We start from the raw sequence: 24,357 nt of genomic DNA, 5'->3' as shown, positions 1-24,357 counted from the left end.
GGTTGCAGGCCTGACGCGCACCCCGCTGAGCACTGAGGAGAATTGCAACTGTGGCAGGGGAGCAGTTCCTGACTTACCCGCATGTTGACGTTCGGCACAGGATCGGATCTGTATTGGAGGAGATTTGTCGGTTCAATTGCTCTGCCCGTCTCGCACCAAAGATTCGGCTATAGCGAGCCTGACGTTCGGTACCTCGTGCATGAATCTGTCTATGCGGAGATCTGTCGGTGCAGCTGTCCTGCCACGCCTAGGGCGACCGGGCCGGACGGAGTCGTGACTTGATAGGAACGTGCAGCTTAGCTTTTCAGTGCTTTGTCCGCCCGGCCCGGACAACCGTGCTCGCCAATCACAACCTCGACAGGAATGAGGCGGCATGACACTCACAACTACACACCCCGCCAGGACTGTAACGATCGGAGTGGACACCCATCAGTTGGTCCACCACGCCGCGGCAGTAGACCAAGACGGGCGAAGGCTTGGCGATCGAGAATTTCTCTCGGGCCGCGATGGCTACCAACTATTGCTGGACTGGGCCGCAAGCTTCGGGATCATCAACGCCTTCGGCATCGAATGTACCGGCTCATACGGCGCCGGCCTGACCCGGCACCTGATCGCGGCAGGGATTGATGTCGTAGAGGTCAACAAGAGCCACTCTCAAGTCCGCCACCGTGTAGGAAAGAGCGACGCGGTCGACGCTGAAGCCGCTGCCCGCAAAGTTCTGTCTGGTGAATGCAAGGATCCAGTGAAAGACACCACCGGAACGGTTGAAGCAATCCGCAATCTTCACCTGGTCAGAGACTCAGCGATCAAGGCCCGCAGCGCGGCATGTGTCCAGCTGCGCGATGTTCTGCTCACCGCACCGGATCATCTCAGAACCAGACTGACCGCCAGAACCCTCGAGGGCAAAGCCACTCAAGCCCGCGCACTGCGGCCGGACCTAAGCCGTATCCACGAGCCCGAGCAGGCAGTGAAATATGCACTCCGTGAGCTGGGCCGCCGCATTTACGAGCTCACGGCCGAAATCAACGAGCTAGACAAGCACCTGACTCAGCTGGTCGCCGCTGTGGCGCCCAACACCCTGGCGCTGCCCCAAGTCGGCCCCGTCAGTGTCGCCCAACTACTCATAACTGCCGGCCAGAACTTTGACCGCTTCCGCAACGAAGCCGCCTTCGCCCGTCTCTGCGGTGCCGCACCCATACCCGTCTCCTCCGGGAAATCACACCGCATGAGACTGCACCGGGGTGGCAACCGCCAAGCCAACAGGGTCATCTACCTCATAGCCATCTGCCGACTGCGCTATGACCCAAGATCCCAGGCTTACCGCGACCGAAAACGAGCACAGGGACATTCATCCGCCGACGCCATCCGTTGCCTCAAACGCTTCATCGCCCGCGAGCTCTACTACCGCCTCAAGAGAGACCTGTCATGAGCCTGCCTAAGGGAGAAGAGCTCTCTCGCTAGGCTCCGGTGATGTCCTGGCCAGCTATGGCTGCGTTGCCGAGCCAATGAGGACATTGTCGTGGATTTTTCGCCAGCCCCCGGATTCAAGGGCGCTCGTATCGAAGCCCGTAGTCACCAGCTTCGCTGTCGGCTGGCCGGTATGGTTTACCGTGACAATTTCGCGGTCGCCCGTAATCCCTTCGCTGCATCCGATGGCCCACTGGTCCGGCTTGTCGACGGGATAGACCGCTATGCACGCGCGGGTGAAATCTTCGCTCTCGGCAGCGAAATACCTTACTCCGGCGTCCTCGGTTAGAAGCCTGAAGTCAGAAGGTAGATCGGGGTTCGAGTTCTGAACGGCGGCCGGCAAATTGTCCCGGGCGTCCATTTCCCGGTGCACAGCCGTGATTCCCTGGTAGCCGGAGCAGGCAGTTAACGACAGTAGTAAAGCGGTGATAGCCGTCGTTCTAAATACTCGGTTTTTCATATGTCCCCCCCAATTGACTATGTCTTGAACCTACCAAGATCACTCGTTCCTGACGACGTAACGATCGTGGTCGTCATCGTCGGTTTGAGATGAGGGACACCAGGGGCTTGTCTATAGGAACAGCTCCGCCTTGCCGCCGATGTTCCGGGGAGCAGGAGTAATTGGGCAGTGATAAAAACGAGAAACACCCCGGTCCGTGAACCGGGGTGTTTCCGGTTGGTGCCCCAGGAGGGAATCGAACCCCCGACCGGCGGATTAGCGGATGGTGGTTTTCATCGTCTTCCGTAGGTTGCCGTTTTTGTTGCTATCTCAGGGCAAAAGGGGGCTTCCGAGGCCGCGCGGCTTTCATCAGTTGTCGTTGATTTTCGTTGTTTCCGGTGGGTAAGCGGTGGGCCTACTGATTGCTGCGCGTGGCCTGGTAGTAGTCGATAGCTTTCGGCGGGATCCGCCACGGGCTCGTCTTCCCGCCCGTCTTGTACGCGCCCCGGAGCGCCTGGGTCTGGCAATGCTTCTTGATGGTGATTTCCGGCTCGGCGAGCATCTCGGCTACCTCCGAGATGGTGAAGGCCATGCGGGGGAGCCCGGTTGAGGTTTTGGCGTCGTTCCAGGCTGTTTGGGTAGAAGCTTTCATAGCGGCCAGACTAGGGCACGGGATTTTCCGCCGCCGGAAATGGCCCCGCACACTCAGGGCCGGTCGGGCTAACCTTGGCCCATGACGGATGATTTCGACGTTGCACAGATCGCACTGGACCCCCGCCACATCGGCTATTGGTTCTTCACGGCTCTTTCAGATCGGACCGAATCCGATCTAAAAGTTCTGGTGACGCCTGAGTCCTTGGCCTCGTGGGGTTCGTTTGAAGTAGCCGCTGCGGCATTGGCCGCCCTAGACAACCCGGGCATGGTATAGGAGGCGGTTTATGCAGACAGTGACCCTGACGTCTGCTATATGCGGATTGTCCGGGGTGCCACCACTACTCGCATGATCACAGAACCGACCATCTTGGACGATCCGCTGATCCTCACACTCGTGTGGCGCCCAGATCGCGGCCATTGGATGGTGAACAGGCTGGGCTACCCCGTGAGCCCTCAGGACGTTCCCAGAGGGCTCTGAGCGCCCCTCATGCTCGCGCCCTGACCGCCCGAGGCGCTACCCCTCTTCTTGGATGCGTGCTGCGTGGTAAGCCAGCGAAACCGGGTCCGTCACACCGTGGAAGTGCTGCTCAACCCGGCGGCCCGTGCCTGCCCGTGCCGGCTGGGAGAACCGCGTCTGCGCCATGATGCTGGTGGACGCTACAGCAGTGCCGATGGCACCGCCCGCCGCGTAGCCAGGGGAGTCGCTGTGAAGGTTAGCCCGGAACTTGTACACCGCTTGCTGGCCGCCCATCTTCTGAACATCGGCGGCATCAAAGACATGCTCACCGTTGGAGAGGGGGAAAAGGCCGGCCTCGTCGCTGGTGGAGGTACCCGGCCCGTAAATGGCGCCACCGGCCGCCCTGCCGCTGTCAGAGCCGTAAAGGCCGCCGCCGCCCGGCTCCGCACCGTTCGAGGCAGCTACCCGCTTCTCGTACGAGATCCGGTGGGTCTCCTCGATGTTGCGGGTGGTGACCGTGACGACTCGGCCGTCGATTTTATCGAGCTCACCGGTGGTGGTCTGGGCCATCCGCTTGGCCTCGTCGGACATCCACGAGTCGATGGTGACCCCGTCAGGGACACCGAGGACGTCGCGGGCCAGATTGATCGCGGCGTCACCGGTGATGCCGAACTGTCCGGCTGCTGCGATGAGTCCGTTGTAGGTGCCGACCAGCGCGCCCAGGACTTCTTCGTTGCTGGCTTTGTTGGCGGCCATCGCTTCGACGTTCCGCATGCCAGCTTGAGCCGTGGCGTCAAACACTGCTTGGTTCTTCCGGCCCTGCTCCGTGTTGTTGTCGAACGCGGTCCCGAGGATTCCTATCTGCCCGCCGGAAGCATCCGCCTGCAGGCCAAGATCAGCCAGAGCCTGGGCCCAGCCGCGGCTGGCGTCACGGGCGGAGAGCTGCATAGCACCGGTGGCCAGCAAGGCATCAGTGAACTTGACGAGATCGACCACGGCCCCTTGGGCGTTGATGCCGATTTCCGCTAGCGCATCGGCGACTTCCTCGGTCACGATGACTGCGTTCCCGCTGACGCCTGTGACCTTGGTCAGCCCCTCCGCAGCGGCATCTGCGCCCGCCCCGGCCTTCTCTCCAGCCTCCCCGCCCTTGAGCATGGACTCTGCGAGCATCTCCTGCGTGACGTTGGTTTCCCCGGCGGCGTTCTTGGCGTCCAGCAGCTTGTCACGGTACTGGGGGAACATGTCCACCAGCTTCTCAATCGGGACGCCCTGCGCTTCGGCGGCCTTGGCGATGGCCTGAAACGCTGCGGCTGCCTCCTGGCCTTTGCCGTCTGCGATGAGGTTGGAGAGCGACCTGTCGACACCGTCGATGTTGTCCCGCAAGGTGTTGAGCTTGGATCCGAAGCCAAGGTCACCCACCCAGAGGCTGAACTCGTCAAACATGACCTTGTCGTTCATCCTGGCAATGGCATCCCCGATGCCGTCGATCTGTATACCCAGCCCGCCGTCACGGAACAGTGCGTCCAGGGACTCAGTGCCCTTGCCTATGGACAGCAGGCCCTGAGTGAATTGCGTCGTGGTGACGTCGGCCTTACCGAAGACCTCATTGAAGATCTGGCCGCCAGCAATGAGGGCAGTGAGGCCCGCTCCGGCAATACCGGCGGTCTTGGCCATCTTGCCCATGCCTCGGCTGCTGCCGTCTGCCCGGGTGTCGAGGTCCTTGAAGGCCTGGGCTCCGTCGCGGATCTTGGGCGTCACCGTGAGGAGAGTGCCGCCCACGAGGGCCCCTACGGCGATGACGCCGCCGAGCGTGGTGATCGTGCGCTGCACTGGGTCGGGCAGGTCTCCGAAGGAGGATGCGAGGCCCGAAACGCTCTCCGCTACTCCCTGCACTACGGGCAGGATCACGGCTCCGGCGTCGATGGCCGCGTCCTTGATGTTGTTCCACGCGACCTTGACCTGGCTAGCCGTGGTCTCGTACCGCTTGTTCGCCTCGTCCGTCAGTGCGGAGTTCTCCGCCCACGCCTTGTTGCCGAGGTTGAGGCTGTCAGTGAGCAGATTCCCGGCGCCTACCAAGGACAGCATCACTTGCGTTTCCTCGGTGCCCTTGATGCCCAGCTCTGTCATCGTGGAGACGACATTCCCGCCTTCCGCTTTGGTGCGGGCGAGGCCTTTGGTGACCATATCGAGGGCAGCGACTGGGCTTGTGCTGAAGGCCGTAGCGAACTCTTGGCTGCTCACACCCGCCACCTTGGCGAAGTTCTCCAGGCCCTTGCCGCCGTTCTGCACCGCGGTGTACAGCTTCAGTAGCACCCGGGTGGTCACGCCTCCGCCAAGCTCTGCGTTGACGCCCATGGAGGCCAGGGTGTTGGACAGGGCCAGTACGTCCGACTCCGATGCGCCCACCAGCTTCCCGGCGCCAGCGATACGCTGCGCCATGCTGAGAATATCCTTCTCAGTGGAGGCGCCAGCGTTACCGAGAGCCACCAGGGTCGAGCCAAAGTTGTCGACATCGTTGCCGCTGGTCTGCATGACGTTGGCGATTTGGGCGATAGCCGTCGCTGCGTCCTCAGCGGTCAGGTTCGTGGTCTCCCCAAGATCCACCATGGTTTTGGTGAAGGACAGGATAGATTCCCGCTTCACGCCGAGCTGGCCTGCAGCCTCGGCCACGGCCGCGATCTCCTGGTGGGTGGAGGGCAGCGTCTTCGCGAGACCGCGGAGACCCGTCTCGATCTCGGCCATCTGCTCCGGAGTGCCGTCAACGGTCTTGGTGACACCGGCCCACGCCGACTCCCAGTCCATGGCAGCCTTCGCCGATGCGCCCAGAGCGGTGGCGCTGGTCGCACCAAAGGCAAGCAAGGTGCCGCCGGCCTTCTCTGCTGCTTCGGCCTGCCGTGCCTTGGCTTCCGCGTCGTTCTTGCTGCCCTTCGCGGACTCCTCGGAGCCCTTGGCAGACTCCTTGCCCGACTCGCTGTGCTTCTTGTTCGCGTCGGTCGACTTGTCCGTCGACTTGGCAGCCTGTTCCTGCGCCTTGTCGATCTGCTTCCCTGCCTCTGCAGCGGCTTTGCCGGCGTCGTCGGTGGCCTTTCCGGCCTTCTTGAGGTTCTGGACGTACCTGTCGACCTCGGCTTCGAGAACGACCTTCACAGATCGTGTTGACATGCGGGGCTCCTAGGTGTCGGGATTCAGGCTCATCACCCAGTTTGTAGCCCCACGCCGAACCGCTTCTTCCGGTCTTCCGTTTGCGGAAGGGCACTAGCTGCTGGCCCTCGGCTGCAGCGCCCGGTACCGGTCCACATCAGACCAGGGGATCCGCAACGGACTGTTCGGCCGGCCACGGCCAGCCTTGTACGCGTTCGGAAAGTCCCCGGACCGGGCCATGATCCGGATCGTCTCCGGATGGTGGCCGAGGTAGTCCGCTACCTCCTTGACGGTGGCGTCACCCTTGCGGCTCATTCTGCTGCTACTCATGGTCAGAAACTAGTTGGGTCAGTAAGCGGGAACCTGCATTCCCTAGCCTTGGCCGCGTCTAGCCCGAAACCCTAACCAAAGCGGCATAAGAGTAGGTAGCCCTACTTTCCAAAGTATTCGAGCTCTGCCTCGATCTCCTGCGTCTTTTTCGGGCAGAAGTAGGCGTTGGTCAGGCGGACGACGTCAACGCCGCCGCCGTCAGCAGGGGTTTCACCACCAACACTGCGGACGGCGATGCCGAGTCCAATGCTGTCCTGGTCACAGATGCGCTCTTTCATCCACGAGGCGTAGCTCTGCATGTTGTCCGGCTTGATGCCCAACTTGGTCACGTCTGCCGCGTAGGATCCACTGGTCGCGATCGGTTTCGGTGTGGGCGTGGCGGAGGCGGTGGGACGGGCTGTCGCGGTCTTGGTTGACGTCGGGGTTGAGGCCGGCGCCGTAGTTGCCGGCGCCGCCTCCGGCGTTGCGCTGGAGCAGCCGGCCAGGCCGAGTCCGGCCGCGAGCAGGACGACAACAGCTGTCTGTTTCATAGTTCCCCCAATATTGGCCTGGGCGTGGCGCCAGGACTGCGTGTGTGTCGATAGCCTAACCCACCGGTGGAGCCGAGCGATGGTCCCGCTAACCGTTGGTTCTAAGGCCTACGGCACATTGGTGGCCACGCTCAGGGTGCGCGTATCGGTCAAGCACCCCAAGATCCACCGCTTACCCACCGGAAAACGTGCGGAGCCACTAGGCTGGGGCTTGAAAATCACGACTTTGGGGGAGACCTGCATGGCTGCGACAACTTGCGGACGCTGTGGAAAGTACAGCCACATGACCAGTATTGGACCCGCGGTCACCGCGGAATATGCCTCGGGCGCCGCGCATATCATCGAGAACCCCTTCCGATGCGACAATTGCCACGGCCTGAACATTGGCGGCGCCCGTGTGCTTAGTCTCCCTATGAACACCGCTCGTGAGGACGCAATGGGCGCGTACTGGCATTCCCAGGATCCGGACTATTGGCACCCACAGTTTGTTCAAGGTCAGGACTACCCTGACGTGCCCGATCACGTGGCGCGTCCCGCATCTGAGGCCCACACGTGCATGAGTGTGTCGGCTTATATGTCAGCCATTCTCATGGCCAGGTCAGTTATTGAAGCGGTCGCGAAGGACAACGGCATCGATTCGGGAAACCTGTTCAAGAAGATCGATGCCATGCACGGCAAGGGCCTCATTAACGAGTTTGCCAAGAAGACCGCACACACGATTCGGACCTTCGGCAACGACATGGCTCACGGGGATTTCGCGGTCGAAGTGGATTCCGCCGACGCCAAGGGCGTCGTCACCTTCATGGACTACATCCTGCGCGAGGTCTACCAAGCGCCGGCGGAGCTGCAGCGACTCCAGGACGCTGCAGACGCTCGAAAGACGGCATAGGTGAGGCCCCGTGGCATTGGGGGACGCCACGGAGCCTCTCTTGACGTCCTCCCAGATGGGGGAAAATGGAAGGTCGCCTCGACAAAGTTACTGGCCAGTTCTGTTTCGTGCAAACCAAGACGCCCAGGTTCAGGACAGTCCCGCCGTAAAAGAGGTCACCCTCTCGGGCCGGGGCCAGAAGAAGTTTTGCGATAGTGGCCGGCCGAGGGGGGAGTGCCTAAGCTGGTAACCGATTCAAGGGTGTCAGTCTCGTACACCAATAGCCTTGGCTACCATTCCTCGGACTTCAGCCGTAAACTCTGGCGGCGCTTGTCCCAGGACCCGTTCAACGTGCGATTCTTCGGCTCCCCAGAATCGGTTGGTTCGTACAACACTTTCTTTGGCAAGCCCCACGGCTGACCATTCCGGGATAGACAAATCTGTCGGGTGCGGATTGGCGAGGCGTTGCTCCGAGCCCGTAATCATGACGCAAACCACGCATTGCTCAGGACCGGACCCCGATTTATGAATCACGAGGACCGGCCGTTTTTTGAATGGAGCGGTCTGATCCGGCCCGAACGGGAACCATAGGAGAGCTACGCTCCCCGATCTCACCATTCGTCGTAAACGCTGTCTTCCGGGTTGTCCCAATCCTGGGCCCACAGGTTACTCAGATAGGAATGCATGTGGGCTGATTCAGCATCGTGCGACTCTGCAGGGCTGACCAAGAACTTTGATGTCGTGTGCGGTGGAACAAGGACGTAGGTTACGTGTCCACCGGCATAGGGGCTGGCCGTCTTTGGTGCAGCCGTATACTCGGGCGCGCTAATCGTCATCGTTCTCTCCTTCCTTTGGGTCAATGATAGGTCCTGGGGCTCCGAACCCGAATAGTGGCTTTGAGGGTTCCTTTCGTCCGGTCTCCTGCTCCCAAGACTCCAATTGGTTGGCTAAGGCTTTCGCTACTTCAAAGACCTGTTCAGGCGGAATCCGGATCCGGCTCACGACTCTGCCGGGGACGACAAGCATCGGCTCACCGTTGGGACCTTCGCTGGGAGTAGGGGGCTGTTTGACCGCTATGAAGTCCAAAACAAAAACATTAGGCGTATGCCAAACGCTGGCGAAGTCGGCATAGTTCCCGCCCGCCAGGTCGTCGGGCAGCTCAATCTGCAGTTGCTGAGGCATTCCCTCGTCACTCATGCGTGTGCCATTCCGTAGTCGATTAGGTCGTGACTCTACCTGATGTGTCATACCCAATCCATACGGCGTTACCACAATCACGCAGAAAGGACCGCTCGCTTGAAGGTTCTGGAAGTGAGGGGGTCTGTCAATCCCCGTCTGCTAAGCCGTTGTTCTCAGGTCGGCCGCCGTCCATGCCGCGCCCCTGCTGGGCTGGGCGGTCTCTCGATTCCTGGGGTTCGGCGGGATCCACCGGAAACCCACCGGTTTGCGCGACTCTCTGCCCCAGCAGAGCGTTCTTTGCGCCCATCAGGAAGGCCCGCTGCTCAGGGGTAGCGCGTAGTTCGCCGGAGTCCATCTTCCGGATGTCTTCCTCGAGGACCTCGGCGGCCGCTTTCAGGCCTTCCGCTGCCGTCCTCATGCTCCAGCGCCCGCGAAGTTCAGGCCAGCGCTACGGGCGGCGTACACGGACTTCGGGATGTAGTCGCCCTGGCCGAAGCTCAGAGCGATGGTGTTGAGGCTGGTGCCAAGCTCATTGTCCAGGAGGTAGAAATCATGGGCGACGTTCCCGGTGGCCAGGAAGTAGCGGATGACTGCCGCCCGGGTTTCGTGGCGGTGAGCGGTGTGCTCAAGAGATCCGGATTTGCCGATCTGCTGGTGGCCGGACGGGCGGCCCGTGGTGATGTCGGGGGCGTCGGCCCGGGCCCATTCGCATCCGTCCAGATCTTCGAGCTGCCGCTTCAGATCCTGGACCTTCGCTGCGTGGGTGGCCGCGTTCTTCCGATCGGTGGCCGCGAGCTTGTCCTCTTCCCGGGCTTCCACCTCCAACGCTTCCCGCTGCGCCTGGTGCAGCTTCTGCCGCGCCTCTGATGCTGCCCCGTCGAACGCCCGGGCCCGGCGCTCGTGGGCCTGGATGTTGAGGGTGACGCGCTCAGCTGCCGACTCGTCGGCCAGGATCATGGCGCCGGACTCCGCGTCCAGCCGGGCTGCTTCTTCGCGTGCAGCAGCCGCTTTGCCCTCCCATTCCTGGACTACGGATTCGGCCTTTGTGACCGCGGCCTGTGCCTGGTCAAGGCTCTTGCTAAAAATTCCCATGCTGCTGTGCTCCTGTGTGGTGTCGGTGGCTTAGGTGTAAGAGATGATGACGGTGTCGGGGTTCATGGCGCTGCGGCTTTCCCGTTTCTGGCGGGGTGTGCCGGCAGTGGTCTGCGGCAGTGGCTGTGTCGATGGCCGGGGGTTGGGTTTGGCTGCCGACTCCTTGGTGCGGACGATGGCCTCGGCAATCTTCGTCAAAGCCCTGGCGACGTGCTTCTGACGTGCGTCCTCGTAAGGGCTTCCTTTGGCGGCCTCCGTGTATGTCTCTGCGGCGATCTCGCGGGCCTCAGCTTCTGCGAGGTAGATACCCTTGGTGCCATCAGCCCGCATGATGGCTTCTGCCAAAGCCGTGGTGGCTGCTGCAGCGGCCTCTTTTGCTGCCCAGATAGCTACCGGTTCGAGTGAGTCGCCGCGTCGTTGGGAGGGCGATATGTCGGTGCGGGTAGTGGCCGCGGGGGTGCCGCCGAGTGCTTCAATGACGGCGGAGCTGTATGCGCGGTCCCTGTCTGAGGTCCCGCCAGCCAGGGCCCTGATCGTGGCTTCGTGGGCGGCCTTCTGCTGGCCGGTAGGTCGGCCGTGGAGTGCGGCCAGGATGTCTTTATCGGTGGTCATTGCTGGCCCTCCCTTGGTGGTTCGTGAAGTTTGTCTGTGCGGGTGGCGTCCGGTCCCGCTTTCCACATACGGGACCGGACGGTATTCCGCTCCGGCTGGGGTTCCCTGAGGAACTGTCCATGATCAGTCTCTGACGTTGGCCGCTGGCGGGGCTTCCGCGCTTCCGGCGGCGGAAACGGTGGCAATAAGTGGCGGGTAAGCGGTGGATTGGCACGCGGATCGCACGACAAAAGGGGCCCGCAGCCGGGGGTTGCGGGGGGAGTGCCGCATTCGGCCCTGCGAAGGGTGGGTTAGCAACCCTCAGGCCGCTTCCCTCGCGAGCAGGTAGTCTCCGACACTGCCAGCGTCTACAAGCCACCGGCCGGCCACCCTGCGCCCCTGTAGCCTCTCGGCCGCCAGGAGCTGCCGTACCCGCCGCTCTGTGCATCCGAGGACCTCCGCCGCCTCCGCGGCAGACAGATCGTCAGCAGCGGGCGCAGGAGCTTCTTCGGCGGGTTCCTGGGGCGCTGGTGCCTGCCCGCGTTGTTCTGCCTGCTGCTCGTTCCAGTAGATGGCCGCAGCGCGGAGACTGTCATAGGTCGCCAAAACCTCAGCCCGCGCCTCCGCCGGTATTCTCTGGATGCTGTCCAGCGCCTTGGCGCGTTCCAGGATCGAGGTAAGCACCCGTGCGCTGACTCCAGAGACGTGGGCGCCCAGGCCTTCGTAGCGTGGCGGCCTGTAGGCGTTCATGCGGCCAGCTTTCGCAGCTCTTGCGGGGTCACGACGTGGACCGCTTCCCACTGCTCAGGAGTCAGGGCCAGCCTCTGGAAGATGTTCATCATGACGGCCGCGACCAGGTCGCCTTGCTGCTCTGCGATCCGGACTTTGCGTTCCTCTATGCCGGCGCGGAGGGCCCGTTCGGCATAGTTGGCCAGCTGGTCCTCAGCCTGCCGCAGGAGTGCCCACCAGACGGACGGCGCGGCCCTCTCCGTAACCTTGTCGATGGGGCCTTCAGCCGTCAGCCCTACGTCGGTCTGTGCGACGCCCCACGTCAGCTCATGGCCGGGAAGATTCTGAACGCGCTGACGCAACCACTTGACCTCCCCGTATTTCCAGCTGATCAGGCGCAGCAACGCCTCCGAGGGATCAATGTCCTCAGGTTCGCCCAGGGCCATGAGCTGCTGCCTGGCCGCCTCCTCCTGCGCTCGCCGGGCGGCGGCAGCCTTCACCGAGCTCGAGGCACCGCCATGGACGCGGCACACGGTCCCGCCGGCAATAGGCGCCCGCTTGCAGCGCTCCCCGGTGCCTTTGGCCTTCGCACCACACTGGTTCTTCATGAGGTCACCCTCCAGGTCACGGCTTCATGGGGTCGGTTCATGGCTGCCGGTCTCCAGCGGGGACGAGGTGGTCAAGGATCCGCTTTGTTGCTAGACCACGGGTGACGAGTCGGTGAGCGAGTGCGTCGGTGCTGGTGTGCTTCGGGGCTTCTTTGGATGCTTCCGCTGCGCGGCGCTTCTTGTTTCCGATGTCGTGTTTCTGCTTGCTCATGCGGGGGTCTCCTGGTTGTGGGGGTGGTTGGGGCAGTTGGTTTCGTGGGTGGTTTCGATGGTCCAGTCGATGCCGTGGTCTTGGGCGATGGTTTCTTGGGCGTAGCAGTCTGGGCAGTCTTCAGGGCGTACGTACCACTCAGTGAGTGTCGCGGTGGTGGTCATGCTGACTCCTGTTCTGGGGCTTCGATTTCGCGGGGAGGGTTGCACCATTGGTATTGCCGCGGCACGGCACCGGTTTGAGCCTGTAGGCGCTGGCCGGCGGCCATAGTGGCTCGCATCTTGTCTTCAACGGAAGGCTTGGCTTGGTGGTATGCGGGGTCCCAAGGGGAGAGATTGGCTGAGGATGCTTTGGCTTTGGCTTCTTCGAGCCGTGCAGCGTTGCGGAGGGCCCGCTGTTCTTTCTTCCAGCCGATCTCTTCCGCGACACTGAGCCCTGCGGGGGGCGGGCCTGGGGTCCAGTAGTCCTTGCCGAGTATGGCGTCGACGTCGATCTCTCCGAGGTGGTCCGGATCGTCAGTCCAGCGCTCCTGGTTGAGCCAGGTGGCCGGGGCTGCCGTGTACTGGGGGTCCTGGCCTTTGCGCTCTGCTGCGTAGCGCCGTGCTCCGTTGATGAGTTCTTCAGGGGTGGCGCCGTTCTTCCGGGCCCTGTTGTAGGAGTTCACTGCAGCGCCCCGGCCGACGTGCTTGGGATAGATGGCGTACCAGTCCTGGAAGTCCTCAGCGAGCTGTCTTGCCAGTGCTGTTTTGGACGAGGGAGTTCTTTCTGCAGGGAGATCGATTTCTATCTCTCCCTGCTTTGCCTCCAATTGCTTAGGTGACTCAAGGGTCATGCCGGGATTGGTTCCTGCTGGTATTCCTATGAGTTGTTCCTTTAGTGGTTCCTCTACTCCTAGGGGGCAACGATCTGTTGGGCCTGTACCAACGATCTGTTGGGCCAATGGGGCAACGTTTTGTTGGGGCATAGGGGCAACAATTTGTTGGGGCTGTTGGGGCAACGATTCGTTGGGTACTGGGGCAACGTTTTGTTGGGGCTGGCCGCTGCGGTGCAGGTACAGCGTGTACTCGGCACGGCTCCTGAACCGGGCATCCCCGCTGGAGACGATGACGCCTTCCTTCACCAGCCGGGCTACTGCCTTCCGCACCACCTCGTAGACGCTGGCCCGGGCTTTTCTGGCTGCTTCAGCTGCAGCGCTGACGTCGTCCTCCTCGGGCTTGGCAGGGAGGGGCTTGCCCAGGGCTGCTGCCAGGTCGTCGCGGCCGGCGAAGTACCGGGGCGGGTTCCCGTTGTCCATGGACACGAGGGCCATGCGGCACAGGACGCGGAAGGACCGGTCGTCCAGCGTTGCCCAGTTCGCGAATGCGAGGGCTACGTTTCCAGCACCCAAAGTGCTGCACCTCCAAATATCGGTAGTCAGTCAGTGGGCGAGTCCGGAGCAAGGATTCCCGGGTCAGTGCCTCTGGCCCTGTACGGGTTCTTTGCGGCCACCACGGCGTCATTCAGCGGGCCCTCGTGGCTGGTCCCGTGCCAGTAGCCTGATGCCCAGGCGGCGGCGAGGTCTGCTGCGGTGATCATGCCCTGGCTCCTGCCCCTTCAGCCGCCGCGGTGGCCCCTTCGGCCGTCGTAGCGAGCTTCCGGCGGAGGAAGTCCAGGCCTGATGGCCGGACCATTGTCGTGGTCGTGGGCACCGTCTCACCGCGCCTGTTCTTGTAGCTGCCCAGCTCGACCTCGAAGTGGTGGAGATAGCGCTGATAGGGGAGGTTGTTGCCCTGCAGGATGCCAAGGCGCCGCAGGTCGCGGTACAGGATGTTCGGCCCGTAGCCAAGAGTCTTCGCGGCGGCCTGCATGGACAGTAGGCCGTCTGCCTCCACCAGCGCGTTATAGGCCTCGAGCTTCGGCGTCGCGGCCTCCAGTTGCTCGTGGGTGTCTGCGAGCTGCCGGAGCGCGTCCGCGAAGCTCTGTGGGAGGGTGTGGGGTTGCGCGGTCCCGTAGGTGCCTGTCTTGCGGATGACTGGCAGGACCTCATGGGTGACCCACCGCTTGAATGCCTTTGCTCCGATTACCTGGCTCCCGAGGATCGCGGCGAACAGCCCGGGCTCGGAGATCACGGCCATGGACTGCCGGCCGCCAGGGGTGTGCAGCTCCCGCACCCCCTTGTCATCGTCATCGAGCCGCCGCGTGAGTGCGGCCGTTGCGGAGTAGCCGAGGATGCGGGCGACGTCGGCGGCGACAAACCACGGTTCCCCGTCCGCGTCGATTGTCCGAACGTCGTTGCCGGCGTAGATGAACTGCTGCACGGCGGTCACGGCTTGATCACTCCTGCCGCTACGAGGTAGATGGCGCCGGGGCCCTTGTACTTGGCGTCCCGGGCTACAGCACCGGCCAGCACTGCGAGGTCCGGGAAGGGCATCGTATTGCGTGCCTGCCAAAGCTTCTCTGCGACGCCGTCCTGGTGCCAAAGGGAATTGGGATCCACGCGGTAACGATTCATCGTGACGATGGCGGCGACGCGGCGGAAGTCCGCGGTGGTGGGTTCGGCGGGGAGCGGGTCGGGGGCTGCGGTCATCATGGTGATCACAGCTCCACCAGGCCGGCGGCGACCATTCCGATGGAACGCGGGGTTTCGAATTTCCGGTAGGAGGAGGCAACGCGGGTGCCGATCTCCACGAGTTCTGCGGGGGTCTTCAGGTTGCGGCAACGGTGGAGGACGTCGGCCACGGTCTCGATGGTCCAGTCCGGGCGGATGGCGACAATGAGGCCGGCCAGGTTATGCCACGGCTTCATCTCTTCGGCTGCGGCGGGTGCTTCTGCTGTTATGGTTGTCATGATCTTTACTTCCTTCGTGGTGTCGGGGGTTGGATTCTTTGGGAGCCAGTTACCGCTGGCTCCCTTTTTCTTTGGTCTGGTTCGGGTGGCCGCCATGGGGTCTAGGCTGCTGTGCTGGCCTTGGCCAGCTGTGCTTCTTCCCAAGCGATGCATTCGCTGAGTCGGTGGCGGACGTACTTCCCGATTGGAATGCCCTTGGGTCCGTAGTTCTTTGTCCGCCATCCGCGGACGGTAGCGAGGGGCACCCCGTACCGGTCTGCGATGTCCTGCATTCCCAGGAGCCGCTCGTGGGTGGTGTCTTTGCCTTCCATGACATCCCTTCCTGTTTTGCTTTTCGTAAACCTTAGCTTGATGTTTACCGTTATCTAACTATTGCCCGTCGTTGAGCACTTGTCAAGCTTCTGATCGTGATCAATACTTGGGTAAGGAACTTCTAAACATCAGAGGGTGACATGGCGAAACGCATTGAAGTACTCATCGGGGAGAACGTCCGCAAGTTGCGGGAGCGGAACGGTATCTCGCAGGCGGAACTAGGCGAGGAAGTGGGGATGCTCCTCGGCTCCTCCTGGTCCAGGTCGACCGTGTCCCAGGCAGAAGGCGGCAAACGGTCATTCGTGGCCGCGGAGGTCATGGCGTTGGCAAGCGTTCTGGGGTGTCAGGTTCAATACCTCTTCACCTCCTCGGAGGGCGAGGCTATACGCATCAGCGACGCCTACGCCTTTGCGCCCGACTTCGGCAGCCGGCTCGATACCAGCGGCGTGGACGACGAGCAGCTACGGCGCGTCTACTCAAAGCTTCGGATGACGCTTCAAGGCATGCCGGCACTGACGGCCGCACTCAAGGAAGATCTGCAGAAGATCGAGGACACCACCAAGCACGCAGCTTTCCTGCTTGAGCTCGACGACGTCGGCGGGCAGGGGGATGGCAAAGATGCCTAGGCCGCCGCTGCAGATCGGCACTTGGGGGAAGATCAGCCGCGACGAGGTCACGCCAGGCGTGTGGCGGGCCATGGCCCGGTTCCGTGACTTCGACGGCGTCACCCGGAAGGTGGAGGCCCGCGCCGTTTCAATCTCCAAGAATGACCGTGGATCCAAGGCGGAGCAGGCCCTCATAGCAGCCCTGCGGGATCGGGCGATGCCGGCCGGGGATGACATCACCCCTGATACGCGCCTGAATAAGCTGGGGGAGATCTGGTGGCTTGAGTTTATGGATCAGGACCGGGCCATCAACACGCAGCGGCGCTACCGGGAGGTTATGGACTCGTACGTAATCCCTGGCGTTGGCGGCCTGACCATCCGCGAGGCCACTGTTTCCCGCCTGGATCGGTTCCTGAAGGCCACGACGGCGAAGCACGGGAGCGCCACGGCGAAGCTGGCAAAGACGGTACTGTCGGCCATGCTGGGCCTCGCAGCCCGGCACGGCGCGGTCTCCGCGAACCCCCTCCGCGACGTTGCCAAGGTGCCCGTGAGCCGTAAGGAAGTCCGCGCCCTGACCGTGGAGGAAGCGGCCGCCCTGCGTGCCGGCCTCCGGCAGTGGCAGGAGTCGTCGCAACCCCGCGGCCGCAAGCGTCCTGACGACCTCTTGGACGTTGTGGACGTCATGCTCGCCACCGGTGCCCGGATAGGCGAAGCACTGGCTGTCCGCTGGAAGGACATCGACCTGAAGGCCGCCAGACCGACGCTCACCGTCACTGGCACGGTCATCTACGTGAAGGGGGAGGGAATGACGATTCAGGAGCATCCCAAGTCCACCAACTCACGCCAGCGCTACTACCTGCCGCCGTTCGCAGTGGAGATGCTCCTCCGGCGCCAAGTACAGCAGCTCGTCGCGAATCCGTGGGACGTCGTTTTCCCGTCGTCCACCGGCACGTTGCGGGATCCGGGCAACTTCCGGAAGCAGTGGCGGTCCGCTCGGTACGAGATCGGCTTCCAGTGGGTCACTCCCCACACGTTCCGGAAGTCTGTGGGCACGCTCCTGGCCAAAGCCGAGGGCATGGCCTCAGCCTCCGCCCAGCTGGGTCACTCCAGCGAGCAGATCACCAGCCGGCACTACGTCCAAAAGACGCACGAGGCGCCTGATATGACCGAGCTTCTGCAGGCCTTCGGGGAAGTTGCGGGGGGAGCGTGATCCCTGCCGAAGCTGCGGCCGCCGCCGCTCCTGCTTGGAACATATGGACAGTGTTGGGCACCGCCGGGGCTGGCGCCTTGGTTGCTCTGCTCGTTGACTTCTTTCTAAAACCCAGGCTGCAGGTGAGGAACGAGAAGTTCTCTCAGCAGGCCAAAGACCGCATGGAGATCGTCAAGGTCGTGCGGGCCATCATGATTGAAACGCGCAAAGGAATGGCGCCGGACGTGCTCCTGAGCGTCCCGGAAGATGCGCGGGCCGCGATGCAGGAATATGTAGACCTGCACAATGCTGCGTGCCTGCAAAAAATCGCAGACCTTTCAGACGACATGGCGTCGGCTTATGCCGTAGGCGGCCATCATCTGCCCACCCCCGTCTTGCGCCTGGTGGAACATGCCGCCGGACTCCTACAGGGCTTGGTGCTGGCAGAGGTCGGGATGGAAAACATGCGCCGGCAGGTGGCCCCGTACTTCAACCTCCTCTATGACGCGCTCATGACTTCGCGGTTCCAGATCTTTGCGTACCGTCCCCGTATCCAGTGGGTGCGCCGAGTGGTGGAAACAGGAGATTCAAAGAGAGCCCTCGCCATCCTCCGGCTTTACGGGCTTTCCACCTTGGGGAAGTGAAAGCGGTGGGTAAGCGGTGGATTGGCTGAATGCCAACCAAAAACAGAAGCGGTCCTGATCAGCGTTTGTGCTGGTCAGGACCGCTTTTCTGTGTGCCCCAGGAGGGAATCGAACCCCCGACCGGCGGATTAGAAGGCCGCTGCTCTATCCCCTGAGCTACTGAGGCATGGCCTTCCGGAGCTGATCTCCGGCGCCTCAAAAAGTTTACATTGCCCGGAGCGCCGGCAAGTCACCAGCGGCCCGCCCACCCACTTTTCCTCCACAGGCAGGTACAGAGCCGGGTTGTCCACATAGGCAGGCCACTCCATCGATCACGGCCGGCGGCGCGGGCGATGCTGGTCCTGCCTTCTAGGGCATCACTCATAAAGACAGGACGTAAAGATGAGCGACACCATAACGGTCCGGGGCTTTGTTGCCACCGAGGTCAAGAGCTCCACAACACCAGGGGGAGTGGCCACGGCTTCTTTCCGTATCGGATCCACCTCCCGCCGCTACGACAGGGAATCAGGCACATGGACGGATGGCCACACGAACTGGTTCCTGGTCCAGGGCTACCGCCACCTCGCGGGAAACATCGGCTGCAGCATCAGGAAGGGACAGCCCGTCATTGTGTTCGGTACGTTGAAAATCCGCAGCTGGGAGAGGGACGGCCGAGTTTACTACTCGCACACCATTGATGCCGACGCCGTGGGTCACGACCTCACGTGGGGCACGGCCAACTTCATCCGCTCCTCCGCCAAACCGATCCTCTCACTCGTGGAGCAGGATCCTCCCCCCTCCGAGGGCGAACACCGGGCAGCAGACGGAACGTTCGATGAACCTGAAGATGGTGACGAAGACCTGGACGGCGGCGGGGATCCGGCGGCTGCCTTCATCGAGGACACCAACGGCGACATCGTTGGTTTGAACCTGGAAACGGGGGAGCTCGCCGAATCCGGAGTGTAGGAGGGCTGTTGCTGTTGCTTCCATGGCTGCCTTTGCGGGCAGGACCACGGCACCCCCCGGCCGTGTCCTGCCCGTCGAGGTTGTTCCCGTCCAGGTTGCGAAGGAGGTTCACCACCTCGTGGCAGAATGACTGCATGCGGCTTACCCTCGACCACCGGAAGATTGTCTCGGCGGGGGACCCGCAGGTTGCCCGCACCGCCTCGGCGAAATCTGCCCGGTTGTCACACCAGCGCCCCACCCGCCGCCTGCTGGCTGCGCTATCGGCCGCCGCCCTGGCGGGATCCTTGGCAGGCTGCGTGGGCGGGACACCGTCTGTCAACGAATCCGGTTCAGCAGCGCCTGGCGTTCTGAAGAAAGGAATTGCAGAGCCGGGACTTGCACCGTCACAGGCTGCCGGCCCGGCGGCCGCAGATCAGACAGGCGCCGGCACTCCCGGGACGCAGGACGCCGGACCCCTGGCGGATACCTCCGGGGCTGCCTCAAACGGCGCCCCCGAAGCCGCCGCCACGGAAACTGTCCGCCAGACGGTCACTGACGCGCTGGGCAGGCTGGCGGCAGGAACGCCCAAACCCGCCACTGCCCAGGTAAGCGACGCGCTCACGGGGGCGGGCATTGCACCCGGAGTGCTTGAAGTGTCGCAGAGCCGGACACCCACAGGCCTGGAAGCAGATGCCATTGAGGCCGCAGTGCTCCAAGGGCGTGACTGCGTGATCGGCCAGGTCCGCGACGGTGCGGTAGCAGTGACCGTCCTGCCAGTCCTGGCCAGCGGCAAGTGCTTTGTAGGCACCTGAGCCTGTCGCCCGGAATGTGAGATATGCCTGCCAACCCACTAGATTTGGAACCATGGCGGAATTTATCTACACAATGACCAAGGCCCGCAAAGCCGTTGGCGAAAAACTTATTCTTGACGACGTAAGCATGTCCTTCTTCCCTGGCGCCAAGATCGGCGTCGTGGGCCCGAACGGTGCCGGTAAGTCCACCATCCTCAAGATCATGGCTGGACTGGACACCCCCTCCAACGGTGAGGCCCGGCTGAGCCCCGGCTACAGCGTGGGCATCCTGCTGCAGGAGCCCCCGCTCAACGAAGAAAAAACCGTCCTGGGCAACGTCCAGGAGGGCGTGGGCGAGATCTACGGCAAGATCCAGCGGTTCAACGAAATCTCCGAGGAAATGGCCAGCCCCGACGCTGACTACGACACCCTCCTCGAGGAAATGGGGCAGCTGCAGGAAGCCATCGACGCCGCGGATGCCTGGGACCTGGACTCCCAGCTGGAGCAGGCTATGGATGCCCTCCGCTGCCCGCCGGCGGATGCCGACGTCACCAACCTCTCCGGTGGTGAGCGCCGCCGTGTCGCCCTGTGCAAACTGCTGCTGCAGAAGCCTGACCTGCTGCTGCTGGACGAGCCCACCAACCACCTTGACGCAGAGAGCGTGCTGTGGCTCGAGCAGCACCTCTCCTCGTACGCGGGTGCCGTCCTGGCCGTCACCCACGACCGGTACTTCCTGGACCACGTGGCCGAATGGATCGCCGAAGTGGACCGCGGCCACCTGTACCCCTACGAGGGCAACTACTCCACGTACCTGGAGAAGAAGCGTGCCCGCCTGGAAATCCAGGGCAAGAAGGACGCCAAGCAGGCCAAGCGCCTCAGCGAGGAACTGGAATGGGTCCGATCCAACGCCAAGGGCCGCCAGACCAAGTCCAAGGCCCGCCTGGCCCGCTACGAGGAAATGGCCGCAGAAGCGGACCGCACCCGCAAGCTGGACTTCGAAGAGATCCAGATCCCGCCGGGACCCCGCCTCGGCGGCCTGGTGCTGGAAGCCAAGAACCTCCAGAAGGGTTTCGAGGACCGCACCCTGATCGACGGACTGTCCTTCAGCCTTCCCCGCAACGGCATCGTTGGCGTCATCGGCCCCAACGGCGTCGGCAAGACCACGCTCTTCAAGACCATCGTCGGGCTTGAGCCGCTCGACGGCGGAGACCTCAAGATCGGCGACTCGGTCAAGATCTCGTACGCGGACCAGAGCCGTGGGGGCATCGACCCCAACAAGACCCTGTGGGAAGTCGTCTCCGACGGACTGGACTTCATCCAGGTGGGCCAGGTCGAAATGCCGTCCCGCGCCTACGTTGCCGCTTTCGGTTTCAAGGGCCCGGACCAGCAGAAGAAGGCAGGCGTACTCTCCGGCGGTGAGCGCAACCGCCTGAACCTGGCGCTGACCCTCAAGCAGGGCGGCAACCTGCTGCTGCTCGATGAGCCCACCAACGACCTCGACGTCGAAACCCTCAGCAGCCTGGAGAATGCCCTGCTCGAGTTCCCCGGCTGCGCCGTGGTGGTTTCGCACGACCGCTGGTTCCTGGACCGGGTGGCCACGCACATCCTGGCCTACGAAGGCGACGAGGAGAACCCCTCCAAGTGGTACTGGTTCGAGGGCAACTTCGAATCCTACGAGGAGAACAAGGTTGAGCGCCTCGGGCCGGATGCCGCGAAGCCGCACCGCGTCACGCACCGCCGCCTCACCCGGGACTGACCCGCGGCGGGATAACGAGGGGCAACGCTCCACCAACAGCGCAGAACAGGCCGGCACCCAGTGGGTGCCGGCCTGTTCCGTGTTCTGCGCCGGGCGCGGAATTTACGGTCAGTCCCGCCCGGCTTTGCGGATCTGGTGCTCCATCACCTTGGACTGGAAGGCGCCCACCACCTTATTTTTCAGGTCCGTGGGGACCCGGACCATGCCTTCCTGCGCCACGGACGCCACGTGCTGGCCGGCCTGGTTGAAGATCTTGCCCGTCGCCAGGCCGCGGGCGCCCTGCGCGCTGGGCGATTCCTGCACATAGAGGAGCCACTCGTCCACGCGGGCGGGGCGGTGCCACCACATCGCGTGGTCGAGGCTGGCCACATTCATTCCGGGGGTAATCCAGCTCAAACCGTGGCGCCGCAGGATGGACTCAAGGAGCGTGTAGTCGCTGGCGTATGCCAGGGCCGCCCGGTGCAGGTTGGGATTGTCCGGCATCGGCCCGAAAGTCTTCATCCACACCGCATTGCGGGCTTCCCGCTTGCCCTTCGCGGAGACGTACAGCGGAGGATCCACATGCCTGATGTCGAAAGGACGCTCATAGGCCCAGTGCCGCGCCACGGGGTGGTCGAATTTTCCCAGCAGGTCAGCGGTACTGGGCAGAGACTCCGGGTCCGGAATGCCGCCGGGCATCGTGGACTGGTGCTCAATCCCCTCATCCTCCCCCTGGAAGGAAGCGATCATCGACAGGATCGGCGTGCCTTCCTGGTAGGCGTGGACCCGGCGTGCCGAAAAGGACCGGCCGTCGCGGAGTCGCTGGACGCCGAACGTGATGGGCTTGTTGGCGTCGCCCGGCCGAAGGAAATAGCCGTGCATGGAGTGCACAAAGCGGTCAGGGGCCACAGTCCTGATGGATGCGATGAGCGACTGGGCCAGCACTTGGCCGCCGAACACCCGGTGGTGGGGCTGCTGCTGGGAAGGTCCCAGGAAAATGTCCTCGTCCGTCCGCGCCCCCTCCAGCTCACCAAGGTCAAGGAGGGAGATGAGCGATGAGGTGGGATCTTCGCTGGGGAGCGCCAGCAGTCCGGCGTCGGCTTCAGTCATGGTTCGACTCTAGACGGCGCCCCGGCACTGCTCAACAAAGCCCCAGCCGGTAGTGTTCTTGGTGTGTCTGATCTCCTCACCTCGTCCTTCCGTTTTGCCGACTCCCAGGATCTTGCCGATCTGAAGACCTTCGCCACGCGGGCAAAAGCCATTGACGACGGCGCCATCCGGCTTCAGGCGGCAGGTTCCGTCCTTGCCGCGTATGTGTGCGTGCTCCGGCCGAGGCTCCTGGGCGAATCGACCCCCACGATCCTCGGGCTGCGCACCATGGCCCTGGCGGAACCCTCGGCGACGGATGTGACCGTGGCCTTGTCCGCGGTCCTGGACCGTTTGGCCCGCGCCGGCCAGGACGACGCCGAACTCCCCGTTCCGCCGTCCACCGTCACCGAGTCCTGGACGGGGGTGGGCGCCCCGCGGAGCGGGTGGGAACTGGTCGGCTCACGGCCCGATGCGGAACTGCGGGCGGCAGCCGAGGCAGGCATCGCCGAGGTGGCCGGAATCGTGCCGGACAAGCCCGGTGCTCTCATCGTCAACAATGCCCGCGCCGCGGTGTGGGGCCGGGAACTCGATGCGTCGGGGCTGCCCGCCGGCGCTGCCTTCGCCGCACTGGCCCTGGGATTCCTAGCCGACGGCGACCAGAAGCTCTACCGGGCCGGCCGGTGGTTCCGCCTCACGGGCAGCCGCGGCCACGTCCTGGCGCGGACCGGAAGCGGACTCCTCTAACCGCCGGTTCCGGCGTCACCAGTCAGGGCGCCGAGGGGCTGTTCACCATGGACAGCGCGGCCCGCTCCATGTAGTCCCACAGGGTGCCCTCGTACAGCGGCGGAAGTTCCAGGGCGTCCACAGCCTTGCGCATGTGGAACAGCCAGCGGTCCTTGGCCTCGGGAGTCACCTTGAACGGCATGTGCCGCATGCGGAGCCGGGGGTGGCCGCGTTCCTCGCCGTAGGTGGTGGGCCCGCCCCAGTACTGCTCAAGGAACATCAGGAAGCGGCGCTTCGCCGGTGCAAGGTCTTCCTCGGGGTACATCGGCCGCAGCAGGGGATCCGTCGCCACCCCGTCGTAGAAGACGTCGATCAGCTTCACGAAGGTGTCGTGCCCGCCCACGGCATCATAGAAGTTGTCGGTGTAGCCGGGCTTGCTGAACGGATCGTTCTGCATCAGCTGCGGCCGCTGCGGCTCGATGGGAATCGTCATCGCTATTCTCCGGCTTTCTGCTCGGTCTTGGTGTTCTCGGTGCCGTGGTCCGAGCCCTGGTCTGTGGTGCCGTCCGGCGATTCGTGCAGGGGGACGTACGTGCCCTGGGACCGGTTGCCGACCCGCAGGATCTCGCCGTTGCGCAGGTACCAGATGGCGCCGTCGTCGGACCGGACGCGGGTGATGCGCAGGCCCATGGATTCCACCACGCCCACCACCTCGCTGGTTTCGATCACGTCGCCGATGCCGAACTGGTCCTCAATGGTGATGAATATTCCTGCCAGGAAATCGCGGATCAGCTGCTGGGCGCCGAAGCCGATGGCCACACCCAGGATGCCGACGCTGGTCAGCAGGGGTGCGATGTTAATGTCCAGGTTCTGCAGGACGTACATGCCGGTGATGACCACCACCAGTACTCCCACGATGCTGTTCAGCAGTGAACCGATGGTTTCGGCACGCTGTACGCGCCGCTCATGGTCCAGCGCCCTGAAGGCAGGGGCGGCCCACCTGAAGGTGGGTTTCTTGAAGAAATTGCTGCCTGCCGCCACGCGCCTGGTGATGCGGGAGATGACGAAGGTGGCCACCAGCCAGATGGCAACGCCGACGCCGAGGCTGATCACGATGCCGGTGACGCTGATGCCGTCCGGCTCGCTGGCGGCGGAAGGAAGGATGGACAACGTGCTGACCATGAGGGGGTAGTACTCCTGCTGTTGTTTGGCTGTGCCGGGAA

Annotated in this window: 34 protein-coding genes and 1 tRNA gene; 10 read left to right on the top strand and 25 right to left on the bottom strand. The window is 63.3% G+C overall.

Going from position 1 to position 24,357, the window contains the following annotated elements; genetic code table 11:
- Positions 1-373: 373 nt before the first annotated feature.
- Positions 374-1,429 (top strand): IS110 family RNA-guided transposase, encoded by a 1,056-nt coding sequence (locus HTS88_RS15720; protein ID WP_174179957.1) that lies wholly within the window; start codon positions 374-376, stop codon positions 1,427-1,429.
- Positions 1,430-1,483: 54 nt separating this feature from the next.
- Here HTS88_RS15720 and HTS88_RS15715 read toward each other — a convergent pair whose 3' ends face one another.
- Together HTS88_RS15715 and HTS88_RS15710 are read right to left on the bottom strand one after the other, a co-directional pair.
- Positions 1,484-1,927 (bottom strand): hypothetical protein, encoded by a 444-nt coding sequence (locus tag HTS88_RS15715; RefSeq protein ID WP_174179955.1) that lies wholly within the window; start codon positions 1,925-1,927, stop codon positions 1,484-1,486.
- A 394-nt stretch (positions 1,928-2,321) separates the two neighbouring features.
- Positions 2,322-2,558: a helix-turn-helix domain-containing protein gene (locus HTS88_RS15710; RefSeq protein WP_174179953.1), complete on the bottom strand. Its 237-nt coding sequence runs from the start codon at positions 2,556-2,558 to the stop codon at positions 2,322-2,324.
- Positions 2,559-2,639: 81 nt separating this feature from the next.
- On the opposite strand from HTS88_RS15710, the gene HTS88_RS15705 reads away from it, so the two are divergent.
- Positions 2,640-2,834, top strand: coding sequence for a hypothetical protein (locus HTS88_RS15705; RefSeq protein WP_174179951.1), 195 nt, complete (start codon positions 2,640-2,642; stop codon positions 2,832-2,834).
- Positions 2,835-3,074: 240 nt separating this feature from the next.
- Here the strand turns inward: HTS88_RS15705 and HTS88_RS15700 are convergent, their stop codons facing one another.
- The 3 genes from HTS88_RS15700 to HTS88_RS15690 all read right to left on the bottom strand — a co-directional run bounded on the left by HTS88_RS15700 (position 3,075) and on the right by HTS88_RS15690 (position 7,018).
- On the bottom strand, positions 3,075-6,179 hold the full coding sequence (locus HTS88_RS15700) for a phage tail tape measure protein (RefSeq protein ID WP_174179949.1): 3,105 nt from the start codon (positions 6,177-6,179) through the stop codon (positions 3,075-3,077).
- Between the two features lie 93 nt (positions 6,180-6,272).
- Positions 6,273-6,488 carry a helix-turn-helix domain-containing protein gene (locus HTS88_RS15695; RefSeq protein ID WP_174179947.1) on the bottom strand — a complete coding sequence of 72 codons (216 nt, stop codon included), beginning with the start codon at positions 6,486-6,488 and terminating at the stop codon, positions 6,273-6,275.
- A gap of 101 nt (positions 6,489-6,589) precedes the next feature.
- Positions 6,590-7,018 (bottom strand): hypothetical protein, encoded by a 429-nt coding sequence (locus tag HTS88_RS15690; protein ID WP_174179945.1) that lies wholly within the window; start codon positions 7,016-7,018, stop codon positions 6,590-6,592.
- Between the two features lie 283 nt (positions 7,019-7,301).
- On the opposite strand from HTS88_RS15690, the gene HTS88_RS15685 reads away from it, so the two are divergent.
- On the top strand, positions 7,302-7,907 hold the full coding sequence (locus HTS88_RS15685) for a DUF4145 domain-containing protein (RefSeq protein ID WP_174179943.1): 606 nt from the start codon (positions 7,302-7,304) through the stop codon (positions 7,905-7,907).
- A 243-nt stretch (positions 7,908-8,150) separates the two neighbouring features.
- Here the strand turns inward: HTS88_RS15685 and HTS88_RS22500 are convergent, their stop codons facing one another.
- The 16 genes from HTS88_RS22500 to HTS88_RS15605 all read right to left on the bottom strand — a co-directional run bounded on the left by HTS88_RS22500 (position 8,151) and on the right by HTS88_RS15605 (position 15,433).
- Positions 8,151-8,504 carry a type II toxin-antitoxin system PemK/MazF family toxin gene (locus HTS88_RS22500; protein ID WP_174179941.1) on the bottom strand — a complete coding sequence of 118 codons (354 nt, stop codon included), beginning with the start codon at positions 8,502-8,504 and terminating at the stop codon, positions 8,151-8,153.
- Positions 8,498-8,722: a hypothetical protein gene (locus tag HTS88_RS15675; protein WP_174179939.1), complete on the bottom strand. Its 225-nt coding sequence runs from the start codon at positions 8,720-8,722 to the stop codon at positions 8,498-8,500. Before HTS88_RS15675 ends, HTS88_RS22500 begins: the two co-directional genes overlap by 7 nt.
- On the bottom strand, positions 8,712-9,083 hold the full coding sequence (locus HTS88_RS15670) for a DUF3467 domain-containing protein (RefSeq protein WP_174179937.1): 372 nt from the start codon (positions 9,081-9,083) through the stop codon (positions 8,712-8,714). The genes HTS88_RS15675 and HTS88_RS15670 overlap by 11 nt, the downstream gene beginning before the upstream one ends.
- Before the next feature lie 127 nt (positions 9,084-9,210).
- Positions 9,211-9,483 (bottom strand): hypothetical protein, encoded by a 273-nt coding sequence (locus tag HTS88_RS15665; RefSeq protein ID WP_174179935.1) that lies wholly within the window; start codon positions 9,481-9,483, stop codon positions 9,211-9,213.
- Entirely contained in the window at positions 9,480-10,157 is a 678-nt protein-coding gene (locus tag HTS88_RS15660; RefSeq protein WP_174179933.1) for a hypothetical protein, read from the bottom strand. Before HTS88_RS15660 ends, HTS88_RS15665 begins: the two co-directional genes overlap by 4 nt.
- A 30-nt stretch (positions 10,158-10,187) precedes the next feature.
- A complete protein-coding gene (locus HTS88_RS15655; protein ID WP_174179931.1) occupies positions 10,188-10,769 on the bottom strand; it encodes a hypothetical protein in 582 nt (193 codons plus the stop codon).
- A gap of 300 nt (positions 10,770-11,069) precedes the next feature.
- Entirely contained in the window at positions 11,070-11,498 is a 429-nt protein-coding gene (locus tag HTS88_RS15650) for a MerR family transcriptional regulator (RefSeq protein WP_174179929.1), read from the bottom strand.
- Positions 11,495-12,085, bottom strand: coding sequence for an HGGxSTG domain-containing protein (locus tag HTS88_RS15645; protein WP_174179927.1), 591 nt, complete (start codon positions 12,083-12,085; stop codon positions 11,495-11,497). The genes HTS88_RS15650 and HTS88_RS15645 overlap by 4 nt, the downstream gene beginning before the upstream one ends.
- Positions 12,086-12,122: 37 nt before the next feature.
- Positions 12,123-12,296 (bottom strand): hypothetical protein, encoded by a 174-nt coding sequence (locus tag HTS88_RS15640; RefSeq protein ID WP_174179925.1) that lies wholly within the window; start codon positions 12,294-12,296, stop codon positions 12,123-12,125.
- On the bottom strand, positions 12,293-12,460 hold the full coding sequence (locus HTS88_RS15635; RefSeq protein WP_174179923.1) for a hypothetical protein: 168 nt from the start codon (positions 12,458-12,460) through the stop codon (positions 12,293-12,295). Before HTS88_RS15635 ends, HTS88_RS15640 begins: the two co-directional genes overlap by 4 nt.
- Positions 12,457-13,683, bottom strand: a complete 1,227-nt coding sequence (locus tag HTS88_RS15630; protein ID WP_174179921.1) for a hypothetical protein — start codon at positions 13,681-13,683, stop codon at positions 12,457-12,459. Before HTS88_RS15630 ends, HTS88_RS15635 begins: the two co-directional genes overlap by 4 nt.
- 26 nt (positions 13,684-13,709) lie before the next feature.
- Positions 13,710-13,871, bottom strand: a complete 162-nt coding sequence (locus HTS88_RS15625; protein ID WP_174179919.1) for a hypothetical protein — start codon at positions 13,869-13,871, stop codon at positions 13,710-13,712.
- Positions 13,868-14,602 carry a BRO family protein gene (locus HTS88_RS22420; RefSeq protein ID WP_174179917.1) on the bottom strand — a complete coding sequence of 245 codons (735 nt, stop codon included), beginning with the start codon at positions 14,600-14,602 and terminating at the stop codon, positions 13,868-13,870. Before HTS88_RS22420 ends, HTS88_RS15625 begins: the two co-directional genes overlap by 4 nt.
- Positions 14,599-14,865: a hypothetical protein gene (locus tag HTS88_RS15615; RefSeq protein WP_174179915.1), complete on the bottom strand. Its 267-nt coding sequence runs from the start codon at positions 14,863-14,865 to the stop codon at positions 14,599-14,601. The genes HTS88_RS22420 and HTS88_RS15615 overlap by 4 nt, the downstream gene beginning before the upstream one ends.
- Before the next feature lie 5 nt (positions 14,866-14,870).
- The gene (locus HTS88_RS15610) at positions 14,871-15,122 is read right to left on the bottom strand and encodes a hypothetical protein (RefSeq protein ID WP_174179913.1); all 252 of its coding nucleotides are present in this window, start codon (positions 15,120-15,122) and stop codon (positions 14,871-14,873) included.
- 101 nt (positions 15,123-15,223) lie between these two features.
- Positions 15,224-15,433 carry a helix-turn-helix transcriptional regulator gene (locus HTS88_RS15605; protein ID WP_174179911.1) on the bottom strand — a complete coding sequence of 70 codons (210 nt, stop codon included), beginning with the start codon at positions 15,431-15,433 and terminating at the stop codon, positions 15,224-15,226.
- Positions 15,434-15,574: 141 nt separating this feature from the next.
- On the opposite strand from HTS88_RS15605, the gene HTS88_RS15600 reads away from it, so the two are divergent.
- From HTS88_RS15600 to HTS88_RS15590, 3 genes are read left to right on the top strand one after another with little or no spacing between them, the layout of a single operon-like run.
- A complete protein-coding gene (locus HTS88_RS15600; protein WP_174179909.1) occupies positions 15,575-16,060 on the top strand; it encodes a helix-turn-helix domain-containing protein in 486 nt (161 codons plus the stop codon).
- Positions 16,044-17,249: a tyrosine-type recombinase/integrase gene (locus HTS88_RS15595; protein ID WP_174179907.1), complete on the top strand. Its 1,206-nt coding sequence runs from the start codon at positions 16,044-16,046 to the stop codon at positions 17,247-17,249. Before HTS88_RS15600 ends, HTS88_RS15595 begins: the two co-directional genes overlap by 17 nt.
- A 50-nt stretch (positions 17,250-17,299) precedes the next feature.
- Positions 17,300-17,872 carry a hypothetical protein gene (locus HTS88_RS15590; RefSeq protein WP_174179905.1) on the top strand — a complete coding sequence of 191 codons (573 nt, stop codon included), beginning with the start codon at positions 17,300-17,302 and terminating at the stop codon, positions 17,870-17,872.
- Between the two features lie 93 nt (positions 17,873-17,965).
- Here the strand turns inward: HTS88_RS15590 and HTS88_RS15585 are convergent.
- Positions 17,966-18,038, bottom strand: a tRNA-Arg gene (locus HTS88_RS15585).
- A gap of 215 nt (positions 18,039-18,253) precedes the next feature.
- On the opposite strand from HTS88_RS15585, the gene HTS88_RS15580 reads away from it, so the two are divergent.
- The 3 genes from HTS88_RS15580 (at position 18,254) to ettA (ending at position 21,343) form a co-directional block, all read left to right on the top strand.
- Positions 18,254-18,817: a single-stranded DNA-binding protein gene (locus tag HTS88_RS15580; RefSeq protein WP_174179903.1), complete on the top strand. Its 564-nt coding sequence runs from the start codon at positions 18,254-18,256 to the stop codon at positions 18,815-18,817.
- Positions 18,818-18,951: 134 nt separating this feature from the next.
- Positions 18,952-19,608 (top strand): DUF6993 domain-containing protein, encoded by a 657-nt coding sequence (locus HTS88_RS15575; protein WP_174179901.1) that lies wholly within the window; start codon positions 18,952-18,954, stop codon positions 19,606-19,608.
- Between the two features lie 52 nt (positions 19,609-19,660).
- Positions 19,661-21,343, top strand: a complete 1,683-nt coding sequence (gene ettA, locus HTS88_RS15570; RefSeq protein WP_174179899.1) for an energy-dependent translational throttle protein EttA — start codon at positions 19,661-19,663, stop codon at positions 21,341-21,343.
- A 108-nt stretch (positions 21,344-21,451) separates the two neighbouring features.
- Here the strand turns inward: ettA and HTS88_RS15565 are convergent, their stop codons facing one another.
- Positions 21,452-22,432, bottom strand: a complete 981-nt coding sequence (locus tag HTS88_RS15565) for an acyl-CoA thioesterase (RefSeq protein WP_174179897.1) — start codon at positions 22,430-22,432, stop codon at positions 21,452-21,454.
- A 63-nt stretch (positions 22,433-22,495) separates the two neighbouring features.
- Here HTS88_RS15565 and HTS88_RS15560 point away from each other — a divergent pair, with 63 nt between their 5' ends.
- Positions 22,496-23,155, top strand: coding sequence for a DUF8185 domain-containing protein (locus HTS88_RS15560; RefSeq protein ID WP_174179895.1), 660 nt, complete (start codon positions 22,496-22,498; stop codon positions 23,153-23,155).
- A gap of 22 nt (positions 23,156-23,177) precedes the next feature.
- Here the strand turns inward: HTS88_RS15560 and HTS88_RS15555 are convergent, their stop codons facing one another.
- Positions 23,178-23,627: a globin gene (locus HTS88_RS15555; protein ID WP_281359071.1), complete on the bottom strand. Its 450-nt coding sequence runs from the start codon at positions 23,625-23,627 to the stop codon at positions 23,178-23,180.
- Positions 23,628-23,629: 2 nt separating this feature from the next.
- A complete protein-coding gene (locus HTS88_RS15550; protein WP_174179893.1) occupies positions 23,630-24,316 on the bottom strand; it encodes a mechanosensitive ion channel family protein in 687 nt (228 codons plus the stop codon).
- Between the last annotated feature and the right edge of the window lie 41 nt (positions 24,317-24,357).

The organism is Pseudarthrobacter oxydans, from assembly GCF_013314975.1.
Classification (GTDB): Bacteria; Actinomycetota; Actinomycetes; order Actinomycetales; family Micrococcaceae; genus Arthrobacter; species Arthrobacter oxydans.
This window is presented reverse-complemented; position numbering and strand designations above follow the sequence as displayed.

Excerpts from the sequence above, each read along its gene's own strand:
- HTS88_RS15720 (WP_174179957.1), top strand. The coding sequence starts at position 374 with ATGACACTCACAACTACACACCCCGCCAGGACTGTAACGATCGGAGTG.
- HTS88_RS15715 (WP_174179955.1), bottom strand. The coding sequence starts at position 1,927 with ATGAAAAACCGAGTATTTAGAACGACGGCTATCACCGCTTTACTACTG.
- HTS88_RS15710 (WP_174179953.1), bottom strand. The coding sequence starts at position 2,558 with ATGAAAGCTTCTACCCAAACAGCCTGGAACGACGCCAAAACCTCAACC.
- HTS88_RS15705 (WP_174179951.1), top strand. The coding sequence starts at position 2,640 with ATGACGGATGATTTCGACGTTGCACAGATCGCACTGGACCCCCGCCAC.
- HTS88_RS15700 (WP_174179949.1), bottom strand. The coding sequence starts at position 6,179 with ATGTCAACACGATCTGTGAAGGTCGTTCTCGAAGCCGAGGTCGACAGG.
- HTS88_RS15695 (WP_174179947.1), bottom strand. The coding sequence starts at position 6,488 with ATGAGTAGCAGCAGAATGAGCCGCAAGGGTGACGCCACCGTCAAGGAG.
- HTS88_RS15690 (WP_174179945.1), bottom strand. The coding sequence starts at position 7,018 with ATGAAACAGACAGCTGTTGTCGTCCTGCTCGCGGCCGGACTCGGCCTG.
- HTS88_RS15685 (WP_174179943.1), top strand. The coding sequence starts at position 7,302 with ATGACCAGTATTGGACCCGCGGTCACCGCGGAATATGCCTCGGGCGCC.
- HTS88_RS22500 (WP_174179941.1), bottom strand. The coding sequence starts at position 8,504 with ATGGTGAGATCGGGGAGCGTAGCTCTCCTATGGTTCCCGTTCGGGCCG.
- HTS88_RS15675 (WP_174179939.1), bottom strand. The coding sequence starts at position 8,722 with ATGACGATTAGCGCGCCCGAGTATACGGCTGCACCAAAGACGGCCAGC.
- HTS88_RS15670 (WP_174179937.1), bottom strand. The coding sequence starts at position 9,083 with ATGAGTGACGAGGGAATGCCTCAGCAACTGCAGATTGAGCTGCCCGAC.
- HTS88_RS15665 (WP_174179935.1), bottom strand. The coding sequence starts at position 9,483 with ATGAGGACGGCAGCGGAAGGCCTGAAAGCGGCCGCCGAGGTCCTCGAG.
- HTS88_RS15660 (WP_174179933.1), bottom strand. The coding sequence starts at position 10,157 with ATGGGAATTTTTAGCAAGAGCCTTGACCAGGCACAGGCCGCGGTCACA.
- HTS88_RS15655 (WP_174179931.1), bottom strand. The coding sequence starts at position 10,769 with ATGACCACCGATAAAGACATCCTGGCCGCACTCCACGGCCGACCTACC.
- HTS88_RS15650 (WP_174179929.1), bottom strand. The coding sequence starts at position 11,498 with ATGAACGCCTACAGGCCGCCACGCTACGAAGGCCTGGGCGCCCACGTC.
- HTS88_RS15645 (WP_174179927.1), bottom strand. The coding sequence starts at position 12,085 with ATGAAGAACCAGTGTGGTGCGAAGGCCAAAGGCACCGGGGAGCGCTGC.
- HTS88_RS15640 (WP_174179925.1), bottom strand. The coding sequence starts at position 12,296 with ATGAGCAAGCAGAAACACGACATCGGAAACAAGAAGCGCCGCGCAGCG.
- HTS88_RS15635 (WP_174179923.1), bottom strand. The coding sequence starts at position 12,460 with ATGACCACCACCGCGACACTCACTGAGTGGTACGTACGCCCTGAAGAC.
- HTS88_RS15625 (WP_174179919.1), bottom strand. The coding sequence starts at position 13,871 with ATGATCACCGCAGCAGACCTCGCCGCCGCCTGGGCATCAGGCTACTGG.
- HTS88_RS15615 (WP_174179915.1), bottom strand. The coding sequence starts at position 14,865 with ATGATGACCGCAGCCCCCGACCCGCTCCCCGCCGAACCCACCACCGCG.
- HTS88_RS15610 (WP_174179913.1), bottom strand. The coding sequence starts at position 15,122 with ATGACAACCATAACAGCAGAAGCACCCGCCGCAGCCGAAGAGATGAAG.
- HTS88_RS15605 (WP_174179911.1), bottom strand. The coding sequence starts at position 15,433 with ATGGAAGGCAAAGACACCACCCACGAGCGGCTCCTGGGAATGCAGGAC.
- HTS88_RS15600 (WP_174179909.1), top strand. The coding sequence starts at position 15,575 with ATGGCGAAACGCATTGAAGTACTCATCGGGGAGAACGTCCGCAAGTTG.
- HTS88_RS15595 (WP_174179907.1), top strand. The coding sequence starts at position 16,044 with ATGGCAAAGATGCCTAGGCCGCCGCTGCAGATCGGCACTTGGGGGAAG.
- HTS88_RS15580 (WP_174179903.1), top strand. The coding sequence starts at position 18,254 with ATGAGCGACACCATAACGGTCCGGGGCTTTGTTGCCACCGAGGTCAAG.
- HTS88_RS15575 (WP_174179901.1), top strand. The coding sequence starts at position 18,952 with ATGCGGCTTACCCTCGACCACCGGAAGATTGTCTCGGCGGGGGACCCG.
- ettA (WP_174179899.1), top strand. The coding sequence starts at position 19,661 with ATGGCGGAATTTATCTACACAATGACCAAGGCCCGCAAAGCCGTTGGC.
- HTS88_RS15565 (WP_174179897.1), bottom strand. The coding sequence starts at position 22,432 with ATGACTGAAGCCGACGCCGGACTGCTGGCGCTCCCCAGCGAAGATCCC.
- HTS88_RS15555 (WP_281359071.1), bottom strand. The coding sequence starts at position 23,627 with ATGACGATTCCCATCGAGCCGCAGCGGCCGCAGCTGATGCAGAACGAT.
- HTS88_RS15550 (WP_174179893.1), bottom strand. The coding sequence starts at position 24,316 with ATGGTCAGCACGTTGTCCATCCTTCCTTCCGCCGCCAGCGAGCCGGAC.